The sequence below is a fragment of the Burkholderia sp. GW821-FHT14F03 genome (genome assembly GCF_058803765.1).
The window spans coordinates 64,481-88,225 of sequence record NZ_JBXAPG010000019.1; the positions used below are offsets into that span (position 1 = coordinate 64,481).

The window sequence follows — 23,745 nt, forward strand, 5'->3', positions numbered from 1 at the left end:
GCTCAACACGCTCAACACGCTCAACACGCTCAACACGCTCAACACGCTCAACACGCTCAACACGCTCAACACGCTCAACACGCTCAACGCGACGTGCCCGGCTTGTCCGCTGCGTGAAGCTTCGTGGTCGCGCGCAATGCCGTCGCCCTGTCGCGCAGGAACGGATTGGCTACGGCGGTCGGCATGGGCATCGGCTCGGTGTGCTTCAGCGGCATCGCCCTGGCGGGGCTTTACTCCCTGTTGAGCCGCGTGGAATGGTTGTACGTGGGGCTCAAGGTGGCGGGCGGCGCTTACCTGCTTTATCTGGCGGTGAAAATCTGGCGTGGAGCGGCCGCGCCGCTGTCGATCGACCCGGCATCGCCAACGACGACGGCGAGTCTGGGCAGTTCGTTCCGGACGGGCTTGAGCACGCAACTGACCAACCCGAAGACCGCCATCGTGGATGGCCGCATCTTCGCGGCGCCATTGCCGCAGACGCCGCCTCTCTGGTGCTACATCGCATTGCCGCCGCTCGTGTTCGCCGTCGAATGCGGCTGATATGCGGTCGTCGCGCTGTGTTTCTCGAACCGCGCGCTGGGGCGGTGGTATCTGGATGCGAAGCAATGGATCGACCGCGCCGCGTCGGCCGCCATCGCGGCGCCCGGGTTGCGCCTGATGCTTGCCGCGGGGCGGGGATAGCGTCCGCATCCACCCAGGCGGCGTGGGGGCGGTGCGCGATGCCGCGCGCCCGGGCCGTCCCGGGGCGGCGGCCCGGGCCCTCGCCGCGTCGACTTCATCCCTGCGGGTTCGGGGCGGCGCGCTTCACCTTGGCCTGCCGCCGGGCTCTCTCGTTGAGGATCTGGTGACGGCGATGGCCGGTCATTTTCTTCCAGCCGCGAATTTCATCGCGCGTGCGAAAACAGCCGATGCAAAGTCCGGATTTGCCGTCGAATGCGCATACGTCGATGCAAGGCGATTTGAGTCCCATGGTTCAGCCGGCGGCGTGCGCCGGATTCACTTCGACCGTCAAGTGCGACAGCGTCTTGAAGCGTTTGAGCGCGGCATGGTAGTAGCCGGGCGTTCGCTGCGACGCCGCCGTGGCCACCGAGATCGCGGCGCTCATGTGGCCCGGGCCCACGCGCCATACATGGAGGTCGAGCACGGTATCGCCGTTGTCTTCGATCACGTGGCGCACGCTCTCGGCCATGCGCCGGTCAGGGCTCATGTCGAGCAGGATGCGGCCCGTATCGCGCATCAGGCCCCACGACCAGTTCGCGATCACGAGAGCGCCGATCACGCCCGCGAGCGGGTCCATCCACAGCCAGCCGAACGCGCGCGCCAGCAGGAGGCCGACGATCGCGAGCACGGATACCGCGGCGTCCGCGATGACGTGAATGTACGCCGAGCGGATGGTGTGGTCGCGGTTTGTCGCGGCGTGAACACCCTCGTGCTCGTGCGCGTGCTCCTCGAACGCGATGCGGTGCTCGTCGCCCGCGAGGTGAACGACGGCCTCGAATGCGTGAGGTTCGGGAATCTCCTCCTTCGACTCCAGATAACCCTCGCGTTCGGCGAATGCGAAGGTTTGGCGTGTGCCGTCGGGGCGGACCGTCGTGACGGAAGCCTCGTCGGCGCCGAGTTTGGAAGGCGGTGCTTGCGGCGTGATGCGGAACACGGGCGGCACGCCGTCCTCGAAGACCGTCACGGCGAATGTGCCTGCGCGGCCGACGATGCGATGCTCCGCTGCGTCGTGGGCGTGCCCGTGACCGTGCGCATGGCCATGACCATGACCGTGACCGTGATGGCCGCCGCTCAGCAGCCAGACGCTCGCGAGATTGACCAGGAGGCCGAGCACGGCGATGGGAATCGCCTGGGCGAAGTGGATGGGCACGGGCGCGAGAAAGCGCGAGACGGCTTCGTATCCGATCAGCAGCGCGATCATGGCGAGCACGATGGCGCTGGTGAAGCCCGCGAGATCGCCGAGCTTGCCCGTACCGAATACGAAGCGCGTGTCGGCCGCATGCCTGCGCGCGTAGGTGTACGCGAGCGCGGCGATCAGCATCGCGCCGGCGTGCGTCGACATGTGCAGGCCATCGGCGACGAGCGCGAGCGAGCCGAACAGGCTGCCGCCGACGATCTCGGCCACCATCATCGCGCTGCACAGCGCAATCACCATCCAGGTCCGGCGTTCGTTGTCCTCGTGGGCGGCCCCCAGGAAGATATGGTCGTGGCCTGCCCCGAAAGCGGAATCTTCGAACGGGCTCATGTTTTCCTCTTACTTGAAGTAGCTGTGGACGACTTCGATCAGCTGCTCGGTGCCGCTGCCATGCTCGTCGTCCGGCTCGGCGTCGACGAGATGCGTCCGGATGTGGTCCTCGAGAACCACGGCCAGCAAGCCGTTCATCGCGCCGCGGCTGCTGGTGATGAGTTGGAGCACATCCATGCAGCCGCGCTCTTCTTCGAGCGCACGCTCGATCGCCTCGACCTGCCCCTTGATGCGGCGAACCCGGTTGAGGAGCTTCTGTTTCTCGCGAATCGTATGGCTCACGGCCTGCCTCCTGAATACGATAGGGGGCAATCTTACTTCGGATAGGGTAGGGAGGTATACGTTTACTTCGTGGATTCCGATTCCGCGCCTCGCGACACCTGAGGGCAGCCCGAATCGATGACGTGACGTTCTGCGAGGGACCGGGTGGGTGTCACCCGATGGCGGTGACGAGAGAGGCCCTGAGGATTGATCGGAAGGCGATGCTCGGCCTTGCAGGGGAAGCCGAGGTGCCTGCCGGTCACGCGGCAGGCGTCATCGATCGATTGTGCGACGTGGTCGGCCAGTTTGCCGCCAACGCCGAGAACCAGTTTCCGCGAGCAATCGCCGGAGATGCCCTGCGGACCATTCAAACTCGAATCGACGAGAACATCGACCTGCTCCGTTGAAGCAGCGCGGCCTTTCGATAGGGCTATGGGGGTGTCGGCAAGCGAAGCGTTCGAGGGTGGGCGGGTCAACGCCATCAAGGTCGTCGAACGCCGGGCTCATTGCCGACGCGACACGTTCTGTCTGAAGATCCGCGCTGCCTTCCCCGGTAATCCGCGATGAACCAAAAAAAAGCCCGGCGGAGCCGGGCGTCAAATCGGCCGCGCACCGCCTTGCGGAGGCACGCGGCACCTGCAAAAGCAGGGCGCTTAGGCTGCGAGCAGCGAGCGCAGCACGAACGGCAGGATCCCGCCGTGCTTGTAGTAGTCGACTTCGATCGGCGTATCGATGCGCAGCAACACCGGCACGCGCTTCGTTTCGCCGTTCTTGCGATGGATCACCAGCGTGACGTCCTGCTGCGGCTTGAACGCGTCGCCCAGATCCTCGATGTCGTAGGTCTCGTCGCCGGTGATGCCGAGCGACTGGATGCTGTCCGCACCCTTGAACTGCAGCGGCAGCACGCCCATGCCGACCAGGTTCGAACGGTGGATCCGCTCGAAGCTGCGTGCGATCACGGCCTTCACGCCGAGCAGCTGCGTGCCCTTCGCCGCCCAGTCGCGCGACGAGCCCGTGCCGTACTCTTCGCCCGCGAACACGACGGTCGGGGTGTCCGCGCCGACGTACTTCATCGCGGCGTCATAGATCGACAGCTGTTCGCCGCTCGGCTGGTGGATCGTCAGGCCGCCCTCGACGCGCGAACCGTCGGCCTTCGCCGGGATCATCAGGTTCTTGATCCGCACGTTCGCGAAGGTGCCGCGCATCATGACGTCATGGTTGCCGCGACGCGAGCCGTAGCTGTTGAAGTCGGCCTTCTGCACGCCGTTTTCCTTCAGCCACTTGCCGGCCGGCGAATCTTCCTTGATCGAGCCCGCCGGGCTGATGTGGTCGGTCGTCACCGAGTCGCCGAAGATGCCGAGCGCGCGCGCGCCCTGGACGGCGGCGATCGATGCGGCCGGCTCCATCGAGAAGTCGTTGCCGAAGAACGGCGGCTCCGCGATGTAGGTCGACTTCGGCCAGTCGTAGACTTCGCCCGTCTCGCCTTCGATCTTGCTCCAGAGGTCGCCCTTCTTGGTCAGCTTCGCGTAGTTCTCCTCGAACTTCTTCGGGTCGAGCGCGAACTTGAGCAGCGCATGGACTTCCTCGCTCGTCGGCCAGATGTCGCCGAGGTAGATGTCCTTGCCGCCCTTGCCCTGGCCGACCGGCTCGGTCATCAGGTCGCGCGTGATGTTGCCCGCGATCGCGTACGCCACGACGAGCGGCGGCGACGCGAGGAAGTTCGCGCGGATGTTCGGGTGGATCCGCGCTTCGAAGTTACGGTTGCCCGACAGCACGGCCGCCGCGACGATGTCGTTCTTGACGATCGCTTCGTTCAGTTCCGGCGTCAGGTCGCCCGCGTTGCCGATACAGGTCGTGCAGCCGTAGGCCGCGACTTCGAAGCCGAGCTTCGCGAGGTAGGGCAGGAGGCCCGTCTTCGTCAGGTATTCGGTGACGATCCGCGATCCCGGCGCGAGCGAGGTCTTGATCTTCGGGTCGACCGTGAGGCCGGCCTCGACCGCCTTCTTCGCGAGCAGGCCGGCCGCGAGCAGCACGCTCGGGTTCGACGTGTTCGTGCACGAGGTGATCGCCGCGATCAGCACGTCGCCGTTCTTCACCTTCACGTTGTTCGAGGTTTCGTACTGCGCGCCGAGGTCGTTGGCCTTCTTCGCGAAACCGTTGTCGGCGACGGGCTTCGAGAACAGGTCGGTGAAGGTCGACTTCACGTGGCCGATCTCGATGCGGTCCTGCGGACGCTTCGGGCCCGCGAGCGACGGCGCGACCGTGGCGAGGTCGAGCGTGAGGGTCTTCGTGTAGTCGATCTCGCCGGCCTTCGGGATGCCGTACAGATCCTGCGCCTTGAAGTACTTCTGGAACGCGTCGATTTCCGCCTTGGTGCGGCCCGTGCCCTTGAAGTAGTCGATGGTCTTGTCGTCGACCGGGAAGAAGCCCATCGTCGCGCCGTATTCCGGCGCCATGTTCGCGATCGTCGCGCGGTCCGGCAGCGCGAGCGTCTTGGTGCCTTCGCCGAAGAATTCGACGAACTTGCCGACGACCTTCTCCTTGCGCAGCATCTCGGTGATCGTGAGCACCAGGTCGGTGGCCGTCACGCCTTCGCGCAGCTTGCCCTTCAGCTCCACGCCGACCACGTCCGGCGTCAGGAAGTACACCGGCTGGCCGAGCATGCCGGCTTCCGCCTCGATGCCGCCCACGCCCCAGCCGACCACGCCGATGCCGTTGATCATCGTGGTGTGGCTGTCGGTGCCGACGAGCGTGTCCGGGTAGTACACGGTGTCGCCGCTGTCAGCCTTCTTGTGCACGCCGCGCGCGAGGTATTCGAGGTTCACCTGGTGGACGATGCCGACGCCCGGCGGCACGACCTTGAACGTGTCGAAGGCCTGCATGCCCCACTTCATGAACTGGTAGCGCTCGTTGTTGCGCTGGAATTCCAGCTTCATGTTCAGGTCGAGCGCGTCCTTCTGGCGGAAGTAGTCGATCTGCACCGAGTGATCGACGACGAGATCGACCGGGACCAGCGGTTCGATCTTCTTCGGGTTCTTGCCCGAGCGCTCGGCCACGCCGCGCATCGCGGCGATGTCGGCCAGGAGCGGCACGCCGGTGAAATCCTGCAGCACGACGCGCGACACGACGAACGGGATTTCGTCGACGCGCTTGCCGTTCGGCTTCCAGTTCGCGAGCTGCTCGATATGTTCTTCCGTGATCTTCTTGCCGTCGTAGTTGCGCAGCACCGATTCGAGGACGATCCGGATCGAGACCGGCAGCCGTTCGATCTTGGTCTTCAGTTCCTTGCCGAGCTTCGGCAGCGAGTAGAACTTGCCTTTACCGGAACCGGTGTCGAATTCCTTGAGGGTTTTGTGGAGGTTGTGGGCCATGGTATTTTCCTGGGTTTAAGGCGAGGAAAGAAACTCCGTACTGTTGACGGCTAGATCACGTACAGATCGACGTATTCATTGACCGGCATCGCTTCGAGCTTTGCCTGGTCCAGCGACACGTCGAGAATCGCTTGTTGCTGCTTGGGTGGGAAACGGCGCGCGAGGTTGGCGCGGAACTTCCCGACCAGCAGCGGGATGCCTTCCGCACGTCGCCGGCGGTGGCCGAGCGGGTACTCGACCGTCACCTCCGCCAGCGTCGTTCCGTCGTCGAACTCGATCGTCAGCGCGTTCGCGATCGAGCGCTTGTCCGGATCGTGATAATCCTTCGTGAACTGCGGGTCTTCCACGCAGGTGATCTTCGCGCGCAGCGCGTCGATGCGCGGGTCGCGCGCGACCTCGTCCTCGTAGTCGGCGGCCGTCAGGCGGCCGACCAGCAGCGGCACCGCGATCATGTACTGGATGCAGTGGTCGCGGTCGGCGGGGTTCGCGAGCGGCCCCGTCTTGTCGATGATGCGCAGCGCCGCTTCGTGCGTGCGCACGGTGATGCGCCGGATCGTCTCGGCCGGCCGGCCGAGCGCGGCGAGCTGCGCATGCAGCGCGAGCGCGGCCTCGGCCGCGGTCTGCGCGTGGAATTCGGCCGGAAACGCGATCTTGAACAGCACGTTCTCCATCACGTAGCTGCCGTACGGGCGCTGGAAGCGGAACGGCTGGCCGTCGAACAGCACGTCGTAGAAGCCCCAGGTCGGCGCGCTCAGCGCAGACGGATAGCCCATCTCGCCCGTGCGCGCGATCAGCGCGAGGCGCACCGCGCGCGCGGTCGCGTCGCCCGCGGCCCACGACTTGCGCGAGCCGGTGTTCGGCGCGTGCCGGTAGGTGCGCAGCGCGTGGCCGTCCACGATCGCGAGCGACACCGCGTTCAGCAGCTCGTCGCGGGAGAGGCCCAGCAGCTGGCCGACCACGGCGGTCGAGGCGAGCTTGACGAGTAGCACGTGGTCGAGGCCGACGCGGTTGAATGAATTCTCGAGTGCGAGGCAGCCCTGGATCTCGTGGGCCTTGATCATCGCGAGCAGCACCGCCTTCATCGCGAGCGGCCGGCGGCCCGCGGCGACGGCGCTGCGCGACAGCCAGTCGGCCGTCGCCAGGATCCCGCCGAGGTTGTCGGACGGATGACCCCATTCGGCGGCGAGCCAGGTGTCGTTGTAGTCCAGCCAGCGGATCATCGCGCCGAGACTGAAGGCCGCCTGCACCGGATCGAGCTGGTGCGAGGTGCCGGGCACGCGCGCGCCGTGCGGCACCACGGTGCCGGGCACGACGGGCCCGAGCAGTTTCGTGCAGGCGGGGTAGGACAGCGCCTCGAGCCCGCACCCGAGCGTATCGATCAGGCAATGGCGCGCGGTTTCGAGCGCGAGCGCACTGTCGATACGGTAGTCCAGCACGTAGTCGACGAGGTCGACCAGCACCGGGTCGAAATCGGGACGCACGTTCGGAAGCGGGGCGGACATCGGGCGGGCCGGCGGCTTAGTTGCCCGGCTTCAGTTCGTTCGACTGGGTCGGCGCCGGCGTGCCCTGCGCCATCTCGGCGGTCTTGCACTCGTCGGCGAGGCGGCTGTCGTCCTTGTCGCTGAACAGCATGCCCTTGGTCGGGATCACGACCAGCTTGAGGCCGCTCGCCGGATCGTAGAACACGTCCGCGCCCGTCGTGGTCGTCTGGCGCGGCAGCTTGTAGTTCTTGTTGGCCCAGTGCACGGTCACGATCTGGTCGCGCTTCATGTCGCCGGCGAGGTCGTACGACAGACCTTCCTTGCACGACCACTTCACCGCGCCTTCCGGCATCGGATCGACCTTGGCCGCGGCGGCCGCGCGAGCCTTCTTGCTGCGCGGGATCAGCTGCTTCTTCGGCGCCGGACGCTTGGCGGTGGCTTTCTTCGTCGCAGTCGTGGACGATGCCTGCGCGAATGCGCTCGGGGCCGTGACCAGCATCGTGGCGGACAAGGCGCCGATGGCGGTGGCGATCAGCAGTTTCTTCATGGAGTCAGAACCTTTCGTTTATCAGTTAACAAGGGCGGACGGAACGCGTGCCCGCCGGGTTGAACTGCACGCGCCCCGTAAGCGCGCAGCGGCCGCTATTTTCGCCTATTTGGCCGCACTTACAGCAAGTTTTCGACCGGTTATCGCATGCGCACAACGCCTGTCTCAACCGTGCCCGCCCGCCGCCGCGCCGAACCATGGCGCGGCCCCTGCGGGCAGCGGCCGGCCCGCCGCATGCGCGCGGCGCAGCACCGACCAGTAATAGCGGTAGCTCGCGCGGTCGTGCAGCGCGTCGCCGTGGCGCGTCGGGCCCCAGTCGGCCGCCTGCGCGGCCAGCAGGATCGCGGCGGCGAGGGCGACTTCGTCGTGGCGCGGCGCGAACGCGGCGACGATCTCGGGGATCTGCGCCGGATGGATGCTCCACATCCGCGTGAAGGCGAATTCGTCGCGTGCGCGCCGCGCGTCGTCGGCGACGACCCGCATCTCGCGCACCTCGGTGCTCACGTTGTGCGACGGCGTCTTGCCGTGCGCATGGCAGGCCGCGGCGATCTCGAGCTTCGCGCGGCGCACGAGCGGATGCTCGAACTGGCCGGGCGAGCGCATCGCGCTGTCGGGAATCGCGCCGTGGTGGGCGGAGACGAAATCCATCAGCCCGAAGCTCAGCGTCGAGACGCCCGGCAGCGCGGCGATCTGGTCGACCTGCCGGAGCGCGCCGTGCGTCTCGATCAGCACGTCGATCGGGATCGGCTGCGCGATGCCCAGCTCGCGGCGCGTGCCTTCGATGAACGCGCACATCTCGGCGGCGTCGGCCGCGCCGCCGACCTTCGGCAGCGCCAGGTGGGCAGGCGGGCGGGCCGCGCGCAGGATGGTGCGGACGTCGTCGCGCCAGTGGGGGTGGGTGAAGTCGTGGATGCGCGCGCCGACGCGGCCGAACCGGTTCGCGTCGCTGCCGAGCAAGGCGGCGACCCGCTCCGCATGGGCGGCTTCCTCGCCGACGGCGGCGCCATCCTCGCAATCGAGGGTGAGGTCGAAGACCGGCCCCAGTTCCGCCTGCAGCGCAAGCGACTTGAGCATCAATTTTTCGCTGCCCGCGTAGTGATCGCAGCAGGGCAGGATCGTGGGGGGCGAAGCGCCGTCGTACAGCACTTCAGCGGGGGTGAGCGCGGACATCGTTGTGCTTCGGATCTAGACCAGCGTGAAAAAATCGGATTCGGGCGGGCTCTGGCGGGCGCGAGGCGCCGGCAAAGCCCGTTCGGATCGGATCGGGGGCGGCGCGCCCGGGATCGCCCGGACGCGCCCGGCTTGCAACCGGCTTACTTCAGCAGGTGCGCGACGCCGTCGCGCTCTTCGAGCAGCTCGGCGAGCGTGCCGTCCATCTTCTCGCGCGAGAACGCGTCGATTTCGAGGCCTTCGACGCGCTTGTATTCGCCGTTTTCACAGACGACCGGCACGCCGTAGATGATGTCTTCGGGGATGCCGTACGAGCCGTCCGACGGGATGCCCATCGTGACCCACTTGCCGTTGGTGCCGAGCACCCAGTCGCGCACGTGGTCGATCGCCGCGTTGGCCGCCGACGCCGCCGACGACAGGCCGCGCGCCTCGATGATCGCCGCGCCGCGCTTGCCGACGGTCGGGATGAACGTATCGCGGTTCCACACGTCGTCGTTGATCAGCTTCAGCAGCGATTCGCCCTCGGCGCTCGCGAAGCGGAAGTCGGGGTACATCGTCGGCGAGTGGTTGCCCCACACGGCGAGCTTCTCGATCGACGCGACCGGCTTGCCCGACTTGGCGGCGAGCTGCGACAGCGCGCGGTTGTGGTCGAGGCGCAGCATGGCCGTGAAGTTCTTCTTCGGCAGGTCCGGCGCCGACTTCATCGCGATGTACGCATTGGTGTTGGCCGGATTGCCGACCACCAGCACCTTCACGTCGCGGCTGGCGACTTCGTTCAGGGCCGCGCCCTGGACCGTGAAGATCTCGGCATTGGCGGACAGCAGGTCCTTGCGTTCCATGCCCTTCGAGCGCGGGCGGGCGCCGACCAGCAGCGCCACGTCGGCGTCCTTGAAGGCAACCTTGGGATCGTCGGTGATCACGACGCCCGCGAGCAGCGGGAACGCGCAATCATCGAGCTCCATCACGACGCCTTTGACGGCGGCTTGGGCTTGCGGGAGGTCGAGCAGTTGCAGGATGACCGGCTGGTCCTTGCCGAGCAGGTCGCCGTTCGCGATGCGGAACAGCAGCGAGTAAGCGATCTGACCTGCGGCGCCGGTGACGGCAACGCGCTTTGCGGGCTTAGCCATTGAAAATCTCCAGGACGATGAGCGTGGGACGCTAGGAAAAACGCCATTCTATGCGCGTTATGTGTCGCGTTGCTTTTAAAGCAGGGCGGAGGAGTCGCGGATGCTGGCGCGATACGCCTGAAGACAGGACGAGGCGCGAGGCCCGGGACGCGCTTTGCAGCCCGCGAACCCTTGCTCGCCCCGGAGTGTAGGAGCCGGGCCCGCCAAAGTCAAACGGTATCTTATGTCTTATATAAGACAGATGTTTTGCCGGGAATGAACTGGACGTAAAACCCGGGTTTATGTTGAAATGCGCGCCATGACATCGAACCAGGCGAACACGGCAAATCCGGGCGGCGCGGCCGCCCCGGGCGCGGCGGCCGGCCAGGGCGGCGGCGAAGCCGCGCCCGCGCCGTCGCCTTCGCCGACTTTCAGCCCACTCTACCAGCAGATCAAGGCATTGATCACGCAGGGCCTCGAGACGGGCGAGTGGAAGCCAGGCGAGATCATCCCGAGCGAGGTCGAGCTGGCGGCCCGCTACAAGGTCAGCCAGGGCACGGTGCGCAAGGCGATCGACGAACTGGCGTCGGACAACCTGCTGGTGCGCCGGCAGGGCAAGGGCACCTTCGTCGCGACCCACAGCGAGGAGCGCGCGCAGTTCCGCTTCCTGCGCCTGCTGGCCGACGACGGCGTCGAGCACCCGCACGTGAGCCGCCTGCTCGAGTGCCGCCGGATGCGCGCGCCCGCCGAGATCGCCCGTCAACTCGACCTGAAGCCCGCCGACCCGGTCGTGCAGGTGCGCCGCCTCCTCGAATTCGACTCCGAAGTCACCGTGCTCGACGAAATCTGGCTGCCGGGCGCGATGTTCCGCGGCTTGACGTTCGAACGCCTGAGCGAGTACAAGGGGCCGCTCTACGCGATGTTCGAGAGCGAGTTCGGCACGCGCATGATCCGCGCCTCGGAGAAGATCCGCGCGGTGGCGGCGGAGCCGTGGGTGGCCGAGATCCTGAGGGTGCCTTCGGGATTTCCGCTGCTGTCGGTCGAGCGGGTGTCGTATACATACGGGGATCGGCCTGTGGAAGTGCGGAGGGGTTGGTATGTCACAACCGGGTACTACTATCAGAACGACCTGAGCTGATTCGGGTGCGGGCCGACGGCGTTCCCACGCGCCAAGCAGGTTCCGGGCCGCCTTTGTTCCGCGTCGCGCAACGATCCCGAGCGGGTTTTCGCTGCAGCGCGGTATGAAAAGGCGCTAAAATTACAGATTAGTGTGACAACATAGTAGGGGTCTAGCATGACTGATGCAGTAAGAAAACCGAGACCGGAGTACCGGAACATCGGCTTCGGCGACATCACGCTCAATTATCGGTTGCCGCTCGCAGCCAAGCTTTCGATTCTTCACCGGGTCAGCGGCGCCTTGCTGTTCCTGGCGCTTCCATTCCTGCTGTACCTCTTCGACCAGAGCCTCACCTCCGAACTCAGCTTCGAGGTATTCAAGGCCTTCCTCTCCAACATCGTCGTCAAGCTGATCGTGCTCGCGCTCGCATGGGCGTTCCTGCATCACTTCTGCGCCGGCGTCCGCCACCTGCTGATGGACGTCAGCCACGATGCGGTCACGAAGGAAAGCGGCAAGCGGACGGCGGTCGTCGTGTTCGTCGTGTCGATCGCCCTGACGGTCGTCGTCGCGCTCAAACTGTTCGGAGCATTCTAAGAATATGTCAGCCCCCAATCGAATCGGTTCGAAGCGCCTCGTCGTCGGCGCGCACTACGGCCTGCGCGACTGGCTCGCGCAGCGCGTCACCGCCACCATCATGGCGATCTACACGGTGATTCTGCTCGCCTGGTTCTTCACCGCGCGCGACTTCTCGTATGAAGGCTGGGCGTCGATCTTCTCGACCCAGTGGATGAAGCTCGCGACCTTCGTCACGCTGCTCGCGCTGTTCTATCACGCGTGGGTCGGCGTGCGCGACATCTGGATGGACTACGTGAAGCCCGTCGGCGCGCGCCTCGTGCTGCAATCGCTGACCATCGTCTGGCTGCTCGCGAGCGCGGGCTACGCCGCGCAGATTCTCTGGAGAGTTTAAAAGAATGGCTGCAATCAAAACTTCCCTGCCGCGTCGCAAGTTCGACGTGGTGATCGTCGGCGCGGGCGGCTCGGGGATGCGCGCGTCGCTGCAACTGTCGCGCGCGGGCCTGTCGGTATGCGTGCTGTCCAAGGTGTTCCCGACCCGTTCGCACACGGTTGCCGCGCAAGGCGGGATCGGCGCGTCGCTCGGCAACATGAGCGAGGACAACTGGCATTACCACTTCTACGACACGATCAAGGGCTCCGACTGGCTCGGCGACCAGGACGCGATCGAGTTCATGTGCCGTGAAGCGCCGAACGTCGTGTACGAGCTGGAACACTTCGGCATGCCGTTCGACCGCAACGCGGACGGCACCATCTACCAGCGTCCGTTCGGCGGCCACACCGCGAACTACGGCGAGAAGCCGGTCCAGCGCGCGTGCGCGGCGGCCGACCGCACCGGCCACGCGCTGCTGCACACGCTGTACCAGCAGAACGTCGCGGCGAAGACGCAGTTCTTCGTCGAATGGATGGCGCTCGACCTGATCCGCGACGCGGACGGCGACGTGCTCGGCGTGACCGCCCTCGAAATGGAAACGGGCGACGTCTACATCCTCGAAGGCAAGACCACGCTGTTCGCCACGGGCGGCGCGGGCCGGATCTTCGCGGCGTCGACCAACGCGTTCATCAACACCGGCGACGGCCTCGGCATGGCGGCCCGCTCGGGCATCGCGCTGCAGGACATGGAGTTCTGGCAGTTCCATCCGACGGGCGTGGCGGGCGCGGGCGTGCTGATCACCGAAGGCGTGCGCGGCGAAGGCGGGATCCTGCGCAACGCGAACGGCGAGCGCTTCATGGAGCGCTACGCGCCGACCCTGAAGGATCTGGCGCCGCGTGACTTCGTGTCGCGCTCGATGGACCAGGAAATCAAGGAAGGCCGCGGCGTCGGTCCGAACAAGGACCACGTGCTGCTCGACCTGTCGCACATCGGCGCCGAGACGATCATGAAGCGTCTGCCGTCGATCCGCGAGATCGCGCTGAAGTTCGCGAACGTCGACTGCATCAAGGAACCGATTCCGGTCGTCCCGACCATCCATTATCAGATGGGCGGCATCCCGACCAACATCCACGGCCAGGTGGTCGGCACGTCGCGCGACCACAAGGAGCCGGTCAACGGCTTCTACGCGGTCGGCGAATGCTCGTGCGTGTCGGTGCACGGCGCGAACCGCCTCGGCACGAACTCGCTGCTCGACCTCGTGGTGTTCGGCCGCGCGGCCGGCAACCATATCGTCGAGCACGTGAAGAACCAGCGCGACCACAAGCCGCTGCCGGCCGATGCCGCCGACTTCGCGCTCGAGCGCCTGAACAAGCTCGACAAGTCGTCGTCGGGCGAGTACACGCAGGATATCGCGAACGACATCCGCGCGACGATGCAGAAGCACGCGGGCGTGTTCCGCACCTCGGCGCTGCTCAAGGAAGGCGTCGACCAGATGGCCGGCCTGAAGGAACGTGCCGAGCACGTCCACCTGAAGGACAAGTCGAAGGTGTTCAACACCGCGCGCGTCGAGGCGCTGGAACTGGCGAACCTGATCGAAGTGGCCCGCGCGACGATGGTGTCGGCGGAGGCCCGCAAGGAAAGCCGCGGCGCGCACGCGCACAGCGACTACGAACACCGCGACGACGAGAACTGGCTGCGCCACTCGCTGTGGTACAGCGAAGGCGACCGCCTCGACTACAAGCCTGTTCAAATGAAACCGCTGACGGTCGAATCCGTGCCGCCGAAGGCACGTACGTTCTAAGCCGAGTCCAAGGAATCCGAAATGGCCAAACGCATTTTTGAAATTTACCGCTACGATCCGGACAAGGACGCCGCACCGCGGATGCAGACGTACGAGCTGGATCTCGAGCACGAGCGCATGCTGCTCGACGCGCTCGTCAAGCTGAAGGCGGTCGACGAGACGCTGTCGTTCCGCCGCTCGTGCCGCGAGGGCGTGTGCGGGTCGGACGCGATGAACATCAACGGCAAGAACGGTCTTGCCTGTCTGACGAACCTGAACGACCTGCCGCAGAAGATCGTGCTGCGCCCGCTGCCGGGCCTGCCCGTCGTGCGCGACCTGATCGTCGACATGACGCACTTCTTCAACCAGTACCACTCGATCAAGCCGTACCTGATCAACGACGCGCCGCCGCCCGAGAAGGAGCGCCTGCAGTCGCCGGAAGAGCGCGACGAACTCGACGGCGTCTACGAGTGCATTCTGTGCGCGAGCTGCTCGACGTCGTGCCCGAGCTTCTGGTGGAACCCGGACAAGTTCGTCGGCCCGGCGGGCCTGCTGCAGGCTTACCGCTTCATCGCGGACAGCCGCGACAACGCGACCGCCGAGCGCCTCGACAACCTGGAAGATCCGTACCGTCTGTTCCGCTGCCATACGATCATGAACTGCGTCGATGTGTGCCCGAAGGGCCTCAATCCGACGAAGGCGATCGGCAAGATCAAGGAACTGATGGTTCGCCGCGCGGTTTGACATGGACGATCCGTCGCACCAGTCCGACCCGCACCGCCGCGCGCGCCTTCGCTGGCGCGCGCGGCGCGGCCTGCTGGAGAACGATCTCATTTTCGAGCGTTTCTTCCGCAGCCACGAGCATGACCTCACCGATGCAGACGTGGGCGCGCTCACGCGCCTGCTCGATCTGAGCGACAACGACCTGATGGACTTGCTGCTCGCGCGCAGGGAACCAGAAGGCGACCTTGCAGGCCCGGATGTGTCCCGGCTGCTGGAGATGCTGCGCAGTGCCTGACCGCGCTGCTCCGTTATCGAATCCCGTTTCTAATTTTCGATTGAGGATGTGCCATGACTCCGTCTGATGTAAAAGCCACGCTATCGTTCAGCGATAACTCGCCGAGCGTCGAACTGCCGATCTACAAGGGCACGATGGGCCCGGATGTGATCGACATCCGCAAGCTGTACGGCCAGACCGGCAAGTTCACGTATGACCCGGGCTTCATGTCGACGGCGTCGTGCAATTCGGCGATTACCTATATCGACGGCGACAAGGGCGAGCTGCTGTATCGCGGCTACCCGATCGACAACCTCGCGCAGAACGCCGACTTCCTCGAGTCGTGCTACCTGCTGCTGAAGGGCGAACTGCCGAACGCCGCGCAGAAGAAGGAATTCGTCGACACGGTCACGAAGCACACGATGGTGCACGAGCAGATGCACTTCTTCTTCCGCGGCTTCCGCCGCGACGCGCACCCGATGGCGATCCTGGTCGCCGCGGTCGGCGCGTTGTCCGCGTTCTACCACGACTCGCTCGACATCAACGATCCGCGTCACCGCGAAGTGTCGGCGATCCGCATGATCGCGAAGCTGCCGACGCTCGTCGCGATGGCGTACAAGTACAGCACCGGCCAGCCGTTCGTGTATCCGAAGAACTCGCTGTCGTACAGCGCGAACTTCATGCACATGATGTTCTCGAACCCGTGCGAAGAGTACAAGGTCAACGACGTGCTGGTGCGCGCGCTCGACCGCATCCTGATCCTGCACGCGGACCACGAGCAGAACGCATCGACCTCGACCGTGCGTCTCGCCGGTTCGTCGGGCGCGAACCCGTTCGCGTGTATCGCGGCCGGTATCGCGTGTCTGTGGGGCCCGGCGCACGGCGGCGCGAACGAAGCCGCGCTGAACATGCTCGAGCAGATCGGCTCGCCGGACAACATCCCCGAGTTCATCAAGCAGGTCAAGGACAAGAACTCGGGCGTGAAGCTGATGGGCTTCGGTCACCGCGTCTACAAGAACTACGACCCGCGCGCGAAGCTGATGCGCGAGACCTGCTACGAAGTGCTGAACGAGCTGGGCCTGCACGACGACCCGCTGTTCAAGCTCGCGATGCAGCTCGAAAAGATCGCGCTGGAAGACGAATACTTCGTGTCGCGCAAGCTGTACCCGAATGTCGACTTCTACTCGGGCATCGTCCAGCGCGCGCTGGGCATCCCGACCTCGATGTTCACCTGCATCTTCGCGATGGCCCGCACGGTCGGCTGGATCGCGCAGTGGAACGAGATGATCGCCGATCCCGAGCAGAAGATCGGCCGTCCGCGCCAGCTGTTCATCGGCGAGGCGCCGCGCGAAGCGAAGCCGATCTCGGCGCGCTGAGCATGAGCGGGCCGCGCGCGAGCGCGGCCGGTCGCGAACACCCCGACGGTTCACGCCGTCGGGGTGTTTTTTTTGCGCGCGGCGGCGCGGTCGAGCGAGGGCGGGCGCCTTTCGAGATCGGCCGGGCCGGGCTCGGCGGCGTGCGCCGCGAAGCTCTGGCGGTAGGCGCGCGGAGTCATGCCGCGCGTCGCGCGGAACTGGCGGTTGAAGTTCGCGAGGCTCGGAAAGCCCGAGCGCGCGGCGACGAGCGCGATCGGCCAGTCGGTCGCGCTCAGTCGCCGGGCCGCGTGCGCGACGCGAAGGCGTTGCAGGTAGTCGCGGATGCGCGTGCCGACATGCTGTTCGACGCGGCGTTGCAGCGAGCGCGTCGAGCAGTGCGCGGCGGCCGCCAGTTCGGCGAGGCGCAGCGGCTCGTGGAAGCGGCGCTCCAGCACGTCGAGCACGCGCTCGAGGCGTTCCGCTTCGGGCAGCGCGTCAGGCGCGCAGGCGGTCGCGAGCGGCGTGGCCGCGGCGTCGGCCAGTTCGGCGAGCGTGTCGAGCGCGGCGGCGAGCCGCACGCGCGGCGCGGGCGAGAGCGGCGCGGGCGAGAGCGGCGCGGGCGAGAGCGGCGCGGGCGAGAGCGGCGCGGGCGAGAGCGGCGCGGGCGCAGCACCGCGCAGGCGGCCGGATCGAAGCTCAGGCCCGGCGCCGCGCGCCGCAGCAGGCTGCGCAGGCCAGCGTACTCAGGGCAGCAGTCGGCGACCCGGCGCGCCCGGTCGCCGGTGAACCACAGCACGAGGGCAACCTGCGGCGCGGCGGCGTCGAGGCGGGCGTTCGAACGCCAGGTATGCGGCAGGTTGGGCGGGACCAGCACGAGATCGTCGCCCGTGTAGTCGGCGACGTTGTCGCCGACGAAGCACCGCCCGCGGCTGTTCAGCGTGAGCGTCAGTTCGTACTCCGGGTGCTGGTGCCACTCGAACGGGATCGCCGCGAGCTTGCGGTGATAGATGCGGATCGAGCAGTCGTCCGGAATCGCGACGCGTTCTTAGGCGGTTTCATCGGCCCGGATTCCCATGACGGTTCGGATTGGGCGTGGCCTCATCGTGGAGGACCCGCGCGCGGGGAGCAATGCCGATGTTGTCATGGGCGTGCATGGGAGTCACCGACCTGGAACGGGCGTATGCGTTTTATGCGCCTTTGATCGGCGCGTTGCAACACGTGCTCGAATGCCGCGGGCCGGGCGGCATGGCCGGCTGGCTGGCCGCCGGCGCCGAGGGGCCGCTGTTCGTGAGCGGCCGGCCGTTCGACGACCGCGCGAGTGCATCCGGCAACGGCACGGCGGCGGCGTTCGACGCGGCGTCGTGCGTGCAAGTCGATCCCGGCCATGCGCCGGCGTGGGGCCGGCCGCCGGGGCCGCACGATCATTTGAAATTCCACGACGCGTGTTTTCGCGATCCCGACGGCAACACGCTGCGCGTATGCTGCCATTCACCGCAATGAAGACGGCCGGCCATCCGGCCGCGCCGACCGACAGGAGACCCGCCATGCCCGTGACAGGCTTCAGCCATTTCAACCTGCGCGCGCCGCGCGCGCTGCTCGATACGCTGTGCGCGTTCTATCGCGACGTCGTGGGGCTGGAAGCCGGGCTGCGCCCGGCGTCTTCCCGCTATGGCTTCTGGCTGTACGCGGGCGGGCGCGACGTGCTGCATATGAGCGAGACCTCGCCGGGCGACGTGCGCGCGGTCGATGTGTCGACGACCTTCGACCATATCGCGTTCGCGGCGACCGACCTCGCAACCGTCGAGCGCGTGCTGGCGGAGCGCGGCATGGCTTATCGGCGCATCGTCGATGCGACGAGCGCCCGCGTGCAGCTGTTTTTCCGCGATCCGGCGGGCAATGGCGTCGAGCTGAGCTTCGACGCGTGAGCCTCGGCGGCGCGCCACAAATCCGCACAGTCCGGGCCGGGGCGCCTGATTAGAATCAAAACATTACGATTTCATTTCAACGGATGGGCAGTCGTCATCGCGCGGCAAGGGCGACGTCCGGCTCGCGCCCGAGGGGAAGCGCGATCAGGGCGCCTCTCCGTCGCGCACCGACGGGCCGCGCCGCTCGCCGCCAGCCTGTCCCCGCCTGCCCTTTACCCGCCGGTGCTCACACCATGACGATGAATTCCCCTCCCGCGGACGCCGGCCTGTCGCCGGGCCGTCTGCTGCGCGCCATCGCGGCGCGCTACCGCTCGCGCCTCGCGCTGACCTACGGACTGACTGGCGTCGAGAACATCGCGGAACTGCTGTATCCGTCGGCGATCGGCCTCGCGATCGACGGGCTGCTGTCCGGTCGCCCGCACGGGCTCGTGCCGCTGATCGCACTGTGGTTCGCGCATCTGGTGGTCGGACTGTGCCGGCATGTGTACGACACCCGGCTGTTTACGCGCATCTATGCGCATCTGGTCGGCGACATGGTCGAGCGGCAGCGCGGCACCGGGGTCGACGACAGCCACGTGGCGGCGCGTGTCGCGCTGTCGCGCGAGGTCGTGAGCTTCTTCGAGGCCGACGTCCCCGCGATGGCGACCCACCTGATCCGGATGCTCGGCGCGGCGGCGATGCTCGCGTACTACGACTGGGTGGTCGGCGCGTTCGCGCTTGCGATGCTCGTGCCTGTCATCTGGATCAACAAGCGTTTCGCCGCGCGTGCGTACCGGCTGAACAGCGCGCTCAACAATCGCCTGGAGCGCGAGATCGGCATCGTCGTCCATGCGCCGCTGCGCGTCGTGCGACGGCACTTCGAGAAGGTGCGCTTCTGGCGCGTGCGGATCTCCGACGCGGAAGCGAGAACCTGGGGCGCGGTCGATCTCGTGATGATGGCCTTCACCTTCAGCGTGCTGCTGCGCATCGGCCACGGCGGCGCGACGGTCGGGTCGATCTATGCGGTGCTGTCGTATGTTTGGATGCTGTACGAAGCGGTCAGCCAGTTGCCGATGATCGTCCAGAGCGTGTCGCGCGTGCGTGATATCGGCGAGCGGATCGCGCACGCGCCGGGCGGCGAATGAGCGGGGCGCGTCGGCGAACGGCTCGACGCGATGCGGCGGGCACGCGCTCCAACGTGCGGTATGCCGCGCGGGCGCGCCATGTGCGCGCGCCGGGCGGCGTAACGCCATGCGACCGGCACCCGCGCCAACGTGCGGCCGGCGCGCCGTGCGGGCCCCTCGGGCGTCGGGGCGATCACGTCACGGCCGGGCCGCGCGCGATTCGCGCGGGACGCCCGCCCGCGCCGTCCCGGGCGGTGGATGCGCCGATCCGGCGGAAAAGGATCGAAACTTGGCGTAAAGCGCGCCATGCGAAGCCCCGGCATGATCTACCCTGCATCGTCCCTTGGACGACCTTCAGGAGGAGATCGACATGCGCTTCGACATCGAGGATGTGCCGGCGGCCATCCGTGCGACCAAGCAGACCTTGCGCGCCGCGCTGCCCGAGCGCACTCGGGTGTTCCGCGAACTGGAAGGCGAACTCACGCGCCAGGTCGACGAGATCCGCCGCGATGAGGCGCTTGGGCGCGACGTCATTCCCGTGCTGCATTCTGCCGACATCGCGTCGAACCGGGTCGCGCCCGGCGCGCCGGCGGCGATCCGTCGTCGCGGCGCCTGCGTGATCCGAGGCGTATTCGACGCGCAGCAGGCGCGCGACTGGAACGACGAGATCGATGCGTACGTCGACGCGAACCGCCTCGACGCGCGGCTCGCGCACCGGGCCGAGGATCGGTATTTCGGCGCGCTGGCGTCGAGCCGGCCGCAGATCTACGGCATCTACTGGTCGCGGCCGCAGGTCCTCGCGCGGCAGTCGGTCGAACTGACCCGGGTGCGGGCGTTCCTGAACGGCCTGTGGCGCGCGCACGCGGGCCTCGATCCGTCGCGCGTGCCGGCCTACGCCGATCGTCTGCGTCGCCGCCCGCCCGGATCGGCGTCGCTCGGCTTGTCGCCGCACGTCGACGGCGGCTCGGTCGAGCGCTGGCTCGGCCCGAACTTCCGGCAGGTCTACCGGCATGTGCTGGCGGGCGATTGGCGCGGCTACGATCCGTACGATCCCGCATTCCGGCCCGAGGCCGAGGAGATTCCGTCGCCCGCCGTGTGCTCGATGTTCCGCACCTTCCAGGGCTGGACCGCGCTGACGGCGCAAGGCCCGGGCGATGGCACGCTGCAGCTGATCCCAGTGGCCAATGCGATGGCCTACGTGCTGCTGCGCGCCCTGCAGGACGACGTGGCCGACGACGACCTGTGCGGCGCCCGCCCGGCGCGCGCGCTGTCGATCCTGCCCGAATGGCATGCGCTGCTGCTCGACGCGCTCGTGCCGATCCCGGCGATGCAGCCGGGGGACGCGGTGTTCTGGCATTGCGACGTGGTTCATGCGGTGGAGGACCAGCATCGCGGCAGTGGTTACAGCAACGTGATGTACATCGCGGCCGCGCCCGCCTGCGCGAAGAACAGCGCCTATGTGCGCCGCCAGTGGGCGAGCTTCGCGCGCGGCGAGAGCCCGCCGGATTTCCCCGCCGATCATTTCGAGACTGATTTCGCGGGGCGCGGCATGGCTGTCGACCTGAGCGCGCTCGGCCGCGAGCAGATGGGCGCCGAGCCGGCCTGATGCGCCGCCGGGGCGCGGGAAAAGCGGGGCGGGAGATGGTTTTAATATAAGTACTAAATCGAATTTTATTAAATCGATTAAATCCTAAAAATCGCGCCAATATGCAATCGGACTGCGTTGTCCGGCAAGATTCGGGCTTGCCCGGCGCTGCGCTTGTTCGGACTCGAACGTGCGGCCAGGCACCCGACCCGCCGCACCGGCGGGGTGCGCGTCGCAGGCGCGGCGTCGGGATTTTCCAGGCGGGGCCCCGGCGCTATATCATGCGGTGCAGGGCCCGGCCGTGCCGCTCCCGTCCCATTCCATTGGCCCGGCCCTTCGAGGCGGGCCAATGGAATGGGCCATAACAATCAGAAGAGGAACCCCGTACATGCTGCCCAGATGGTTCGATCGCATCGCGCGCCGGGTGTCCGGGGGCCGTCCATCCGGCTGGCTGCTCGCGCTGGTCCTGCTTGCGTTGACCGCGCTCGGCTATACGCCGTCGGTCGAGACGCTGTTCGCGCCGCTCGATCGCGTGCACTGGGATCTGGTTTCGCGCCACGACAACGCTGCGCACCGCGGCAAGGTCGCGGTGGTGGTCGTCGATGCGCGCACGATCGCGGCGCTCGGGGCGAGCGCCAGCTACGCGCGGGCGACGCATGCCCGCCTGCTCGAACGGCTCGACGGCGCGGCGAGCGTTGCACTCGATTTCACGCTGGTCAGCCCGAATCCGCAGGACGCGGTGCTGGCGCGCGCGATCGCGCGGCACGGGCGGGTCGTGCTGACCGAGCAGTCCAACGCCGTGGCGGGCCGCACCGACGTCGTGCTGCCGCCGGCGGCGCCGCTCGCGCGGGCGGCGGCGGCGATCGGGCAGCGCAACCTCATGCTCGGCGCCGATCACGCGGTGCAGGGCATCGTGCCGTTCCTGAAGGTCGACGCGTCGGGCACCGAGGAGCCGCACGTCGCGCTGCAGATGCTGCGCGTCGCCGGCCTGCCGTTGCCGCTCGGCGACGTGCGCCACTACGCGCAGGACCACGTGACGACGATGGGGCACATCGTGCACGATGCGCTCGCGCTGTCGTTGCCGCGCCAGTTCGATCTTCAGCAGTACTCCTATGTCGACGTGCTGGACGGACGCGTGCCGGCTTCCGCGTTCGCTGGGCGCGTCGTGTTCGTCGGCGACACCGCGACGGATCTGTCCGGCGGTCCTTACGTGCTGTCTGCGGCGGGGCGGCCCCTGAGCCGGGTGCAGGTCGATGCGCTTGCCACCGACGCGCTGCTGGGCGGCCATCTGATCCGGCGCGTGCCGTACGCGTTGCAGGTGCTGATCGGCCTCGCGGTCGCGCTCGGCATGATCGTGATCTGCACGCGCGCGTCGGGGGCCCGGCTCTACGGGCTCGCGCTCGGATGGGTCGCGTTGTTCGTCGCGAGCGCGATGGCGGTGCCGCTGGGGTGCGGCTACTGGATGCCGGCCGGCCCGACCGTGGTGATGTGCGGCGTGATCTACGCGATCTACGGCTGGCGTCGCGCGAGCGCGACGCACAGCTTCCTGCGGCGGGAGTTCGATGCGCTGCGCGCGGGCGGCGGCCGGCATCTCGCGAACCTGGCGCCGGCCGCGACGTCGGAGGCCGCGAGCCCGGCGCCGATTGACGGGATCACCGAGCTGATGCAGCAGATCCGCGCGTCGCGCACCGCGTATGTCGACCTCATCCGCGCGCTGCCTTATCCGGTGTTCGTCGAGCAAGGGGCGCAGCTCGTGCTCAGCAACGAACAGGGGCAGGAAATGCTCGCCCGCCTCTCCCGCCTCGCCGGCGCCGACGGTGACCGCGCGATGCTCGCGCTCGCGCGCGACGAGATCCGTGCGGCAAAGGCGGCGCGCGCGATCCGGACGGTCGAGCTGGAGATCGACGGCCGCATTCACATGATGATGGTGACGCCGTTCGGCGACGGCGGCGATCACGGCGATGCGGGCAGCATGATCTGCTTCGTCGACGTGCACGACATTCGCGCCGCGGCGGAGAGCGACCGCCTGACCCTGCGGAGCATGGCACACGATCTGCGCAACCCGCTCGCGACGATGCTGGCCTTGCTCGAGGAGCGCAGTGCGCGCGGCGCGGGTGCGAGCGCGGATGCGGATTTCCTCGGCGATCTGCACCGGCTCGTCGACTACAGCCTGCGCGTCGCGCAGGACTTCACGCAGCTCGCGCGCGCCGAGCATCTCGATGCGCGCAGCTATCTGCCCGTGTCGCTGAACGATCTCGCGGCGGAGGCCGTGGATCAGGTCTGGCACAGCGCGACCGCGAAGCGGATCGAGGTCGGAGGGCCGCACGACGAGGGCGAGGAACTGTTCGTGCTCGGCCATCGCGACATGCTGCTGCGTGCGCTCGTGAACCTGCTCGACAACGCGATCAAGTATTCGAGCGAAGGCACCGAGATCGACGTCCGGATCCGCCGGCAGGGCGACGAGGTTGCGCTCGGCATCGAGGATCACGGATTCGGGATTCCAGCGGCAGCGCTTCCGCGCCTGTTCGAACCATTCTTCCAGGTCGACGGCGCGCGCGCCGATGCGAGCCAGGGCGTCGGGCTCGGCCTGCCGTTCGTGCAGACCGTGATCACGCGTCATGGCGGGCGGGTGGAGGTGGAATCGGTGCTGGGCGAAGGCAGCCGCTTCACGGTGCGGCTCGCGCGCACCGAAGCTGCACGGCTCGAGGAATGAGTGAGCCGGGGGGACGCGGCGCGTGCGGCCGATCCGCGCAGCCGGT

Annotated in this window: 21 protein-coding genes and 2 pseudogenes; 14 read left to right on the forward strand and 9 right to left on the reverse strand. The window is 67.3% G+C overall.

Annotated features, from left to right (window positions below; all coding sequences use genetic code 11):
• Positions 1-117: 117 nt before the first annotated feature.
• Positions 118-678: pseudogene (locus AC1RQF_RS15060) on the forward strand (LysE family transporter); the annotation flags it as partial.
• 94 nt (positions 679-772) lie between these two features.
• Here the strand turns inward: AC1RQF_RS15060 and AC1RQF_RS15065 are convergent.
• Genes AC1RQF_RS15065 through AC1RQF_RS15075 form a run of 3 tightly spaced genes read right to left on the reverse strand, consistent with a single transcriptional unit; the run spans position 773 to position 2,524 of the window.
• Positions 773-967 (reverse strand): DUF1289 domain-containing protein, encoded by a 195-nt coding sequence (locus tag AC1RQF_RS15065; protein ID WP_273996506.1) that lies wholly within the window; start codon positions 965-967, stop codon positions 773-775.
• A gap of 3 nt (positions 968-970) precedes the next feature.
• Positions 971-2,242, reverse strand: coding sequence for a CDF family Co(II)/Ni(II) efflux transporter DmeF (gene dmeF / locus AC1RQF_RS15070; RefSeq protein ID WP_492872361.1), 1,272 nt, complete (start codon positions 2,240-2,242; stop codon positions 971-973).
• A gap of 9 nt (positions 2,243-2,251) precedes the next feature.
• Positions 2,252-2,524 (reverse strand): metal/formaldehyde-sensitive transcriptional repressor, encoded by a 273-nt coding sequence (locus AC1RQF_RS15075; RefSeq protein ID WP_028206235.1) that lies wholly within the window; start codon positions 2,522-2,524, stop codon positions 2,252-2,254.
• 200 nt (positions 2,525-2,724) lie between these two features.
• On the opposite strand from AC1RQF_RS15075, the gene AC1RQF_RS15080 reads away from it, so the two are divergent.
• Positions 2,725-2,910 (forward strand): hypothetical protein, encoded by a 186-nt coding sequence (locus tag AC1RQF_RS15080; RefSeq protein ID WP_492872362.1) that lies wholly within the window; start codon positions 2,725-2,727, stop codon positions 2,908-2,910.
• Positions 2,911-3,156: 246 nt separating this feature from the next.
• On the opposite strand, the gene acnA is transcribed toward AC1RQF_RS15080, so the two are convergent.
• From acnA to AC1RQF_RS15105, 5 genes are all read right to left on the reverse strand, one after another.
• Positions 3,157-5,874, reverse strand: coding sequence for an aconitate hydratase AcnA (gene acnA / locus AC1RQF_RS15085; protein WP_273996503.1), 2,718 nt, complete (start codon positions 5,872-5,874; stop codon positions 3,157-3,159).
• Positions 5,875-5,924: 50 nt separating this feature from the next.
• Positions 5,925-7,376 (reverse strand): bifunctional 2-methylcitrate dehydratase/aconitate hydratase, encoded by a 1,452-nt coding sequence (locus tag AC1RQF_RS15090; RefSeq protein WP_492872363.1) that lies wholly within the window; start codon positions 7,374-7,376, stop codon positions 5,925-5,927.
• Between the two features lie 16 nt (positions 7,377-7,392).
• Entirely contained in the window at positions 7,393-7,902 is a 510-nt protein-coding gene (locus AC1RQF_RS15095; protein ID WP_273996501.1) for a hypothetical protein, read from the reverse strand.
• Positions 7,903-8,067: 165 nt separating this feature from the next.
• Entirely contained in the window at positions 8,068-9,072 is a 1,005-nt protein-coding gene (locus tag AC1RQF_RS15100) for an HpcH/HpaI aldolase/citrate lyase family protein (RefSeq protein ID WP_492872364.1), read from the reverse strand.
• A 143-nt stretch (positions 9,073-9,215) separates the two neighbouring features.
• Complete coding sequence (locus tag AC1RQF_RS15105) at positions 9,216-10,199, reverse strand: malate dehydrogenase (protein WP_492872365.1); 984 nt, start codon at positions 10,197-10,199, stop codon at positions 9,216-9,218.
• Between the two features lie 289 nt (positions 10,200-10,488).
• Here AC1RQF_RS15105 and AC1RQF_RS15110 point away from each other — a divergent pair, with 289 nt between their 5' ends.
• The 7 genes from AC1RQF_RS15110 to gltA all read left to right on the forward strand — a co-directional run bounded on the left by AC1RQF_RS15110 (position 10,489) and on the right by gltA (position 16,394).
• Positions 10,489-11,316 carry a GntR family transcriptional regulator gene (locus AC1RQF_RS15110; RefSeq protein WP_492872366.1) on the forward strand — a complete coding sequence of 276 codons (828 nt, stop codon included), beginning with the start codon at positions 10,489-10,491 and terminating at the stop codon, positions 11,314-11,316.
• Between the two features lie 156 nt (positions 11,317-11,472).
• Positions 11,473-11,889, forward strand: coding sequence for a succinate dehydrogenase, cytochrome b556 subunit (gene sdhC, locus AC1RQF_RS15115; RefSeq protein ID WP_273996498.1), 417 nt, complete (start codon positions 11,473-11,475; stop codon positions 11,887-11,889).
• Positions 11,890-11,893: 4 nt separating this feature from the next.
• Entirely contained in the window at positions 11,894-12,262 is a 369-nt protein-coding gene (gene sdhD / locus AC1RQF_RS15120) for a succinate dehydrogenase, hydrophobic membrane anchor protein (RefSeq protein WP_273996497.1), read from the forward strand.
• 4 nt (positions 12,263-12,266) lie between these two features.
• Positions 12,267-14,042 (forward strand): succinate dehydrogenase flavoprotein subunit, encoded by a 1,776-nt coding sequence (sdhA, locus tag AC1RQF_RS15125; protein ID WP_273996496.1) that lies wholly within the window; start codon positions 12,267-12,269, stop codon positions 14,040-14,042.
• 21 nt (positions 14,043-14,063) lie between these two features.
• Entirely contained in the window at positions 14,064-14,765 is a 702-nt protein-coding gene (locus tag AC1RQF_RS15130) for a succinate dehydrogenase iron-sulfur subunit (RefSeq protein ID WP_273996495.1), read from the forward strand.
• A gap of 1 nt (position 14,766) precedes the next feature.
• Positions 14,767-15,039: an FAD assembly factor SdhE gene (locus tag AC1RQF_RS15135; RefSeq protein ID WP_492872367.1), complete on the forward strand. Its 273-nt coding sequence runs from the start codon at positions 14,767-14,769 to the stop codon at positions 15,037-15,039.
• Positions 15,040-15,092: 53 nt separating this feature from the next.
• On the forward strand, positions 15,093-16,394 hold the full coding sequence (gene gltA / locus AC1RQF_RS15140) for a citrate synthase (protein WP_273996493.1): 1,302 nt from the start codon (positions 15,093-15,095) through the stop codon (positions 16,392-16,394).
• A 52-nt stretch (positions 16,395-16,446) separates the two neighbouring features.
• On the opposite strand, the pseudogene AC1RQF_RS15145 reads toward gltA, so the two are convergent.
• Positions 16,447-17,406, reverse strand: a pseudogene (locus AC1RQF_RS15145) (cupin domain-containing protein); the annotation flags it as partial.
• Between the two features lie 119 nt (positions 17,407-17,525).
• On the opposite strand from AC1RQF_RS15145, the gene AC1RQF_RS15150 reads away from it, so the two are divergent.
• From AC1RQF_RS15150 to AC1RQF_RS15170, 5 genes are all read left to right on the forward strand, one after another.
• Positions 17,526-17,873, forward strand: a complete 348-nt coding sequence (locus AC1RQF_RS15150) for a VOC family protein (RefSeq protein WP_492872368.1) — start codon at positions 17,526-17,528, stop codon at positions 17,871-17,873.
• A 44-nt stretch (positions 17,874-17,917) separates the two neighbouring features.
• Positions 17,918-18,298 carry a VOC family protein gene (locus tag AC1RQF_RS15155; RefSeq protein WP_492872369.1) on the forward strand — a complete coding sequence of 127 codons (381 nt, stop codon included), beginning with the start codon at positions 17,918-17,920 and terminating at the stop codon, positions 18,296-18,298.
• Positions 18,299-18,537: 239 nt separating this feature from the next.
• A complete protein-coding gene (locus AC1RQF_RS15160) occupies positions 18,538-19,422 on the forward strand; it encodes an ABC transporter six-transmembrane domain-containing protein (RefSeq protein ID WP_492872370.1) in 885 nt (294 codons plus the stop codon).
• 349 nt (positions 19,423-19,771) lie between these two features.
• Complete coding sequence (locus AC1RQF_RS15165) at positions 19,772-21,007, forward strand: DUF1479 domain-containing protein (protein WP_492872398.1); 1,236 nt, start codon at positions 19,772-19,774, stop codon at positions 21,005-21,007.
• A 367-nt stretch (positions 21,008-21,374) separates the two neighbouring features.
• On the forward strand, positions 21,375-23,699 hold the full coding sequence (locus AC1RQF_RS15170; RefSeq protein WP_273996489.1) for a CHASE2 and HATPase_c domain-containing protein: 2,325 nt from the start codon (positions 21,375-21,377) through the stop codon (positions 23,697-23,699).
• The last annotated feature ends 46 nt before the right edge of the window (positions 23,700-23,745 follow it).

What these genes read in the sequence shown, in the direction of transcription:
- AC1RQF_RS15110 (WP_492872366.1), top strand. Translation starts at nt 10,489, where the DNA reads ATGCGCGCCATGACATCGAACCAGGCGAACACGGCAAATCCGGGCGGC.
- AC1RQF_RS15090 (WP_492872363.1), bottom strand. Translation starts at nt 7,376, where the DNA reads ATGTCCGCCCCGCTTCCGAACGTGCGTCCCGATTTCGACCCGGTGCTG.
- AC1RQF_RS15135 (WP_492872367.1), top strand. Translation starts at nt 14,767, where the DNA reads ATGGACGATCCGTCGCACCAGTCCGACCCGCACCGCCGCGCGCGCCTT.
- AC1RQF_RS15160 (WP_492872370.1), top strand. Translation starts at nt 18,538, where the DNA reads ATGAATTCCCCTCCCGCGGACGCCGGCCTGTCGCCGGGCCGTCTGCTG.
- AC1RQF_RS15130 (WP_273996495.1), top strand. Translation starts at nt 14,064, where the DNA reads ATGGCCAAACGCATTTTTGAAATTTACCGCTACGATCCGGACAAGGAC.
- acnA (WP_273996503.1), bottom strand. Translation starts at nt 5,874, where the DNA reads ATGGCCCACAACCTCCACAAAACCCTCAAGGAATTCGACACCGGTTCC.
- AC1RQF_RS15105 (WP_492872365.1), bottom strand. Translation starts at nt 10,199, where the DNA reads ATGGCTAAGCCCGCAAAGCGCGTTGCCGTCACCGGCGCCGCAGGTCAG.
- sdhA (WP_273996496.1), top strand. Translation starts at nt 12,267, where the DNA reads ATGGCTGCAATCAAAACTTCCCTGCCGCGTCGCAAGTTCGACGTGGTG.
- AC1RQF_RS15150 (WP_492872368.1), top strand. Translation starts at nt 17,526, where the DNA reads ATGGGAGTCACCGACCTGGAACGGGCGTATGCGTTTTATGCGCCTTTG.
- AC1RQF_RS15080 (WP_492872362.1), top strand. Translation starts at nt 2,725, where the DNA reads ATGCTCGGCCTTGCAGGGGAAGCCGAGGTGCCTGCCGGTCACGCGGCA.
- AC1RQF_RS15100 (WP_492872364.1), bottom strand. Translation starts at nt 9,072, where the DNA reads ATGTCCGCGCTCACCCCCGCTGAAGTGCTGTACGACGGCGCTTCGCCC.
- sdhD (WP_273996497.1), top strand. Translation starts at nt 11,894, where the DNA reads ATGTCAGCCCCCAATCGAATCGGTTCGAAGCGCCTCGTCGTCGGCGCG.
- dmeF (WP_492872361.1), bottom strand. Translation starts at nt 2,242, where the DNA reads ATGAGCCCGTTCGAAGATTCCGCTTTCGGGGCAGGCCACGACCATATC.
- AC1RQF_RS15095 (WP_273996501.1), bottom strand. Translation starts at nt 7,902, where the DNA reads ATGAAGAAACTGCTGATCGCCACCGCCATCGGCGCCTTGTCCGCCACG.
- sdhC (WP_273996498.1), top strand. Translation starts at nt 11,473, where the DNA reads ATGACTGATGCAGTAAGAAAACCGAGACCGGAGTACCGGAACATCGGC.
- gltA (WP_273996493.1), top strand. Translation starts at nt 15,093, where the DNA reads ATGACTCCGTCTGATGTAAAAGCCACGCTATCGTTCAGCGATAACTCG.
- AC1RQF_RS15155 (WP_492872369.1), top strand. Translation starts at nt 17,918, where the DNA reads ATGCCCGTGACAGGCTTCAGCCATTTCAACCTGCGCGCGCCGCGCGCG.
- AC1RQF_RS15165 (WP_492872398.1), top strand. Translation starts at nt 19,772, where the DNA reads ATGCGCTTCGACATCGAGGATGTGCCGGCGGCCATCCGTGCGACCAAG.
- AC1RQF_RS15065 (WP_273996506.1), bottom strand. Translation starts at nt 967, where the DNA reads ATGGGACTCAAATCGCCTTGCATCGACGTATGCGCATTCGACGGCAAA.
- AC1RQF_RS15170 (WP_273996489.1), top strand. Translation starts at nt 21,375, where the DNA reads ATGCTGCCCAGATGGTTCGATCGCATCGCGCGCCGGGTGTCCGGGGGC.